Here is a 5,612-nt window from a genome sequence, read left to right as displayed (position 1 = left end):
GTCCCGGCGCCAGTGCCAATGTGCTGCGCCGCGCGGCGCCCCGCCTGCAGCCGTTGCTGGCCGCCGTGCCGGTGCCCGATGATGGCGCCTGCGTGCTGGTCGACATGTTCGAGCGCTATCCGCTGCGCGATCTGCAAGTTGCCGGCACCGGCGCAAGTCGCCAGGCCGTGGCGGATGGCCCGCTCAACGGCGCCTACCGCGCGGAGTTTGCCAATGGCAACAGCCTGCGCGTGGAAAGCCGTGGCGAACTCACGCTGCTGCGCAAGCCCGGCGCCGCGCCGCGCGTAGTGGGCCGTTTGGGCCTCAATGACTACGTGGCGCGGGTTGTCGAGCGCGAGGGCGACACCACCGAGCCCGAGGCCGCCCGCGCCCTGGCGGTGGCTGCGCGCAGCTACCTGATCCAGCAAGCTACGCGCGAGCAAGGCTGCTTTCATATTGCCGATAGCAGCCGCACCCAGCGCGTGCTGCCGCGGGCACCCACCGCCGCGGCACGGCGTGCCGCTGATGTGACGGATGCGCTGGTGCTGTCCGGCGTGGCCGTGCGTTATCACCACGACGTGAGCGGCCAGGGGCGCATGGCCTGGCTGGAGGCCCGGCGCGCGGCAGGGCAGGGGCAGTCGTTCGATGCCATCCTGGCCCGCTGGTGGCCTCAGGCCACGCTCACTTCGTTCCAGAGCCCCGTGGCCGGCGATTGCCAGGCGGTGACCAATGCGCGGCAGTGGCTGGCGCAGCGCGCGCCGCAGTGGGAGCGCCGGCTGGCGGCGGAGCCAGGCTATGAAACGCCGCCGCTGCCCGCCGTGTGCGAAGTACGCGAAGGCCGCCCTTATGCCGACGCGCGCCGCAACCGGCTCTATATCCACCGGCTGGCCAGCGAGGACGACCGCATTGCGCTGGCCCACGAATATCTCCATCTTGCGTTTGCCCGCCACCCGCGCGGGCAGGACGAAGGCTTTGTCGAAGCCATGGCGCGCAAGCTGGTACGTACGCAGAACCCATCATGAATCTCACCCCCAGTCTGTCCCGCAATCTGTCCCGCAATCTGTCCCGCAACTGGCGCCACGGCGTGCTCGCCCTGGCCTGTGCCGCGGCACCGCTGCTGGCCACGGCCGAGCCGGTTGCCGATCTGGACGGCCCGGTTGGCGGCTGGCGTCACGGCGGCTTGGCCAACGAGCTCGAGCGCTATACCGCCGCGTATCCCAAGCCGCCGGTGGACCGCGGCGCGCAGAAGTACCGCACGCTGATCGAGGGGCGCCTGCGCAAGGTCGGCAAGGAAGGCCGCAAGCCGCCCACGCTGGTGGTCAACGGCACGGCCATGCCGCTGTATGCCGACGAGCAGGGACGCTTTGCGCGGCCGTGGGCGTTTGGCCGAGGCTCCAACAGTGTGGAGATCGTGTCCACCGATGGCGCCTCGCGCCAGCGCCTGCAGTTCTACGAGGCCGACGCGACCAAGATCMAGGCCAAGCTGCGCGCGGTGTTGACCTGGGACGATCCCAAGGCCGAGGTCGACCTGCATGTGATTTCACCCGACGGTGGCCATGCCTTCTTTGCCAGCCCCTTGCTGCCGGAAGGGGGCGGTCTGGACGTGGATAGCGTGGACGGTGCRGGGCCGGAGATTTTCTCGAGCGCGGCGCCGCGTCCCGGCGTGTGGTTGTTCTATGTGAACTACTGGGGCAACTTCAACGCCGACGGCTACAACTTCGAGAAAGGCAAGAACGATCGCGACCTGATCACCGCCAAGCTCACGCTGATCTACAACGAGAACACGCTCAATGAAAAGCGTGAGACGCTCGTGGTGCCGCTGCGCAAGCTGGGCGAACTGGCGCTGATGAAGTCGGTGCGTTTCTGATCCGGCACATCGATGAGCCATACTGACAGCCACGCTGATGCCCAGCCAGAAAACCAGTCGCAAAGAACGCAGGAAGGAACCGCGGATATGCAGCACTCGCTGAAACTAGCCTTGATCAGCCTGACCCTGCCGGCCCTGTTGCTGGCCGGCGCCGCGCGTGCCGACGATGCCATCGAGTTCACCACGCCGCGCAATGGCTGGCGCAACTCGGCTGGTGATGCTTCGGCCTATACGCAGGAAGTGCATTACCCGGCAGTGGCGGTCTCCACGCGGGCCGGGCAAGCCGCCAGCGCCATGATTGCCGGGCGCATCCGCGCGGCGCCCAAGCCCGAGGCGGATACCGCGAGCGCCGCGTCGAACCCCGCACCCGGCGGGCGCGGGCGGCGCGGCGGCGGCTCGGTTGCCACCCTGGTGGTCAACGGCGTGGCGATGCCGCAGCGGGTCGAGGAAGATGGCCGCTTCTCACGGCCCTATGCCTTCTCGGGCGGCAGCAACAGCGTGGAGATCCGCAGTGCGCAGGGTGCCAGCAAGCGCGTGCAGTTCTACGACGGCTACCAGGGCAAGACCCGTCCACGCCTGCGCGTGGTGCTGTCCTGGGACAGCGATCAGACCGACCTGGACCTGCATGTGGTGGCGCCCGACGGCCAGCACACCTTCTATGCGAATCGCGTGGCCAGCAACGGCGGCGCGCTCGATGTTGACGTCACCACCGGCTATGGCCCGGAGATCTATTCGATTGCCGCGCCGCCACCCGGCACCTACCTGGTCTATGTGAACTACTACGGCAGCGGCGCCGGCCCCGAAGCCATTACCGTGGCGCAAGTGGCGCTGATCACCGATGAAAACACGCCCAACGAAAAACAACAGGTGTTCCGCGTGCCGATGCGCAAGCCCGGCGAACTGACGCTGATCAAGTCCTTCGTCATGAAGTGARCACCGCCCCGAAACTCTCCAACACCCCAGCGTCCCGGCACCTCCGGGATCACCCCGGAAGGTCAAACTCCCCGATCCCCATGCAGCAGCAGAAGATCCTGTTCCTCAGTGTTTCCGCCGGCGCCGGCCACATGCGCGCCGCCGAAGCACTGCGCCTTACCGCCGAAGCCGAATTCCCCGATGTGCGGACGCTTCACCTTGACGTGATGGAATACGTCCCGGCCACGTTTCGCAAGCTCTACACCGACTTCTACATCAAGCTGGTGAACAGCTATCCGGCCCTCTGGGGCATGCTTTACCAGCACACTTCCGAGGCCGACCCGGCAGCGCCGATGCAAAAGCTGCGGCGCGCTGCCGAGCGCCTGAGCACGCGCGCGCTGCGCCGTGCGATTGACGAGTTTGCCCCGGATGCCATCGTCTGCACGCACTTCCTGCCCGCCGAGATCCTGATGCATGAGGTGCGCCGGCAGCGGCTGGCGGTACCAGTGTGGGTGCAGGTGACGGACTTTGATCTGCACGGCATGTGGGTGATTCCCCATATGACGGGTTACTTCGCCGCCAGCGAGGAAATCGCGTTTCGCATGCGGGCCAGTCGGATCGAGGCTGGCCGCATCCATACCACGGGGATTCCGGTGGTGCCGGCGTTCTCCCACCCGCAGGATCGCCAGGCCTGCGCACGGCATTTCGGGCTCGATCCGGCACGGCGCACCATTATGCTGATGGGCGGCGGGGCAGGGCTTGGCGGCCTTGACGACGTGGCCGGGGCGCTGATGCGGCTGATGGTGGTCAATGCGCCGATTCCCGGGCAGGAAGAGCGCAATGCCGATTACCTGCTGGAGCAAGGCGCCGCGCTCAAGGCGGTCGACCTGGTATCGCTGGAATACCGGGTGCGCCTTTTGCTGGCGGAGCCGGCGCGGCTCGACCAGATGCGTGCGCGGGCTAGCGCGCTGGGGCAACCGGCGGCGGCGCGCCGCGTGCTGGAAACCGTGCTCGGGCAATTGGCGCGGTGCGGCCAGCCTGCCGGCCACGGCGGTGCGGCTGCGACCGCGGCGCGTTGAGATGCGCGCGCTGAACCTGTCTTCTTCAACTCGGCACGCGGACCAGTCCTATCCGTCGCGCCATCCCATGGTGCTGGTGCTTACCGTGGCGTGGACCCTGCTGCTGGCCTATTTTTTTGCGAACGTGGAGATCCAGATCGAGGGTGCCGCGGGCTGGGCGGCCAACCTGCCCACCTGGCGCATCGAGCATCACTGGCTGCTGGATATTTTCTGGGGCGGGCGCCCGATGACGGGCTATCACGCTTGGGTATTCCCCTGCGTGGCGCTGTTCTTCCATTTTTCACTGGTGTTCGGCGGGCGCTGGAACTGGCGCGCCGAGGCGCGCGTGATCGCCTGCATCATGGTGTTCTGGATCAGCGAGGATTTTCTCTGGTTCGTGCTGAACCCGGCATTCGGGCTGGCGCGCTTTGCGCCGAGTTTCGTGCCCTGGCACATCCACTGGTGGGCCGGCGCGCCCACCGATTATTGGGTTTCGCTGGGCGTGGCGGCGGCGTTGCTCTGGCTGTCATGCCGGGGACCGGTGGGGAATCGTTACATTTTTTAGGTAAGCGCCGTCAATATGCTGTCTGGTACATATATTGCGGTGCAATGTGTGATCAACACAACGCTTTTGGCCGTTTTGCGGCAGTGCATCGTGGCCCGTTTTGGCGCCATCCTGTTTCCTGGGAGTAGAATCCGGTCCTTGTGCACTTTGTAGCATTCTTATAACAAATGAGCCCCCGTCCTTCGCGCATGGCGTGCATTGACGCTCTCAAGGCGATCAGTTCACAGCTGATCGTGCTGCACCATCTTGCCTTCTACGGCCCCATGTCCRATGCGGCCCACGTGCTGGCGCCCGGCCTGCTCGACTGGTTCTCGCAGTACGCGCGCATTGCCGTGCAGGCGTTCCTCGTCATCAGTGGCTTCCTGGCGGCGCGCAGCCTGGCTCCCGCCGGGCATTTGATGGTGCCGCGTCCCTTGCAGGCAATCTGGCGCCGCTACCAGAAGCTGGTGGTGCCCTATACCGCGGCTATCTTGATTGCCATTGCCGGTGCCGCCATTGCGCGCACCTGGATGCACCACGACTCCATTCCCGGCGCCCCCGGCCTGCATCAGTTCCTGGCGCATGTGCTGCTGCTGCACAACGTGCTGGACTTTGATGCCTTGTCCGCCGGCGTCTGGTATGTGGCCATCGACCTGCAATTGTTYGCGTTGCTGATGGTGGCATTGTGGGCAGCCCGCCGCTGCGAGCAATGGTTCGACGTGGGCGGCAGCCCGAAGGGCCCGCTGGTGGTGGCCGGGATGGTGCTGGCTTCGCTGTTCTGGTTCAACCGTGATGCCACATGGGATATCTGGGCGATTTATTTCTTTGGCGCCTACGGCTTGGGCACGCTGGCCTTCTGGGCATCCGAGCCTGAGCGTTCGCCGGTGGCATTGCTGGTGTTGTGCACCGTGGTGCTGGCAGCGTTGGCCGTGGATTTCCGGCTGCGCATCGCGGTGGCGCTGGCGATCGCGCTCCTGCTCGGCACGGCGCGCCGTGGCGGTTGGCTCGAGCACTGGCCGCAGGCCCGGTTCCTGGCGTTTTTCGGGCGTATTTCCTACTCGGTGTTCCTGGTGCATTTCCCGATTTGCCTGGTGGTCAATGCCCTGGTCTTCCATCTGGCGCCGCACCAGCCCGTGCTCAATGCGCTCGGCATGGTGCTGGCCTGGCTGCTTAGCAACGCCGCTGGCGCCTTGTTCCATCGCTACGTGGAGAGCGGTGCGCCGTTGCGTGCATTGCGCCTGGCGCTATGGCC

At 66.2% G+C, this 5,612-nt stretch carries 6 protein-coding genes; all 6 read left to right on the top strand.

The window, feature by feature from the left end:
• Nucleotides 1–1,001 (top strand): DUF2300 domain-containing protein (locus tag AC1DS3_RS36545; RefSeq protein ID WP_477129126.1); only part of this gene is annotated, 1,001 nt, incomplete at its 5' end.
• Nucleotides 998–1,846, top strand: a complete 849-nt coding sequence (locus tag AC1DS3_RS36540) for a YfaP family protein (protein WP_477129125.1) — start codon at nucleotides 998–1,000, stop codon at nucleotides 1,844–1,846. The genes AC1DS3_RS36545 and AC1DS3_RS36540, both read left to right, overlap by 4 nt.
• 87 nt (nucleotides 1,847–1,933) lie before the next feature.
• Nucleotides 1,934–2,779 carry a YfaP family protein gene (locus tag AC1DS3_RS36535; RefSeq protein WP_441637755.1) on the top strand — a complete coding sequence of 282 codons (846 nt, stop codon included), beginning with the start codon at nucleotides 1,934–1,936 and terminating at the stop codon, nucleotides 2,777–2,779.
• A gap of 80 nt (nucleotides 2,780–2,859) precedes the next feature.
• A complete protein-coding gene (locus tag AC1DS3_RS36530; protein WP_477129124.1) occupies nucleotides 2,860–3,837 on the top strand; it encodes an MGDG synthase family glycosyltransferase in 978 nt (325 codons plus the stop codon).
• 67 nt (nucleotides 3,838–3,904) lie between these two features.
• Entirely contained in the window at nucleotides 3,905–4,381 is a 477-nt protein-coding gene (locus tag AC1DS3_RS36525; protein ID WP_441637790.1) for a hypothetical protein, read from the top strand.
• Between the two features lie 167 nt (nucleotides 4,382–4,548).
• A partial coding sequence (locus AC1DS3_RS36520) for an acyltransferase family protein (protein WP_477129123.1) occupies nucleotides 4,549–5,612 on the top strand: 1,064 nt, incomplete at its 3' end.

Source organism: Cupriavidus sp. 01L46, assembly GCF_056399905.1.
This window is presented reverse-complemented; position numbering and strand designations above follow the sequence as displayed.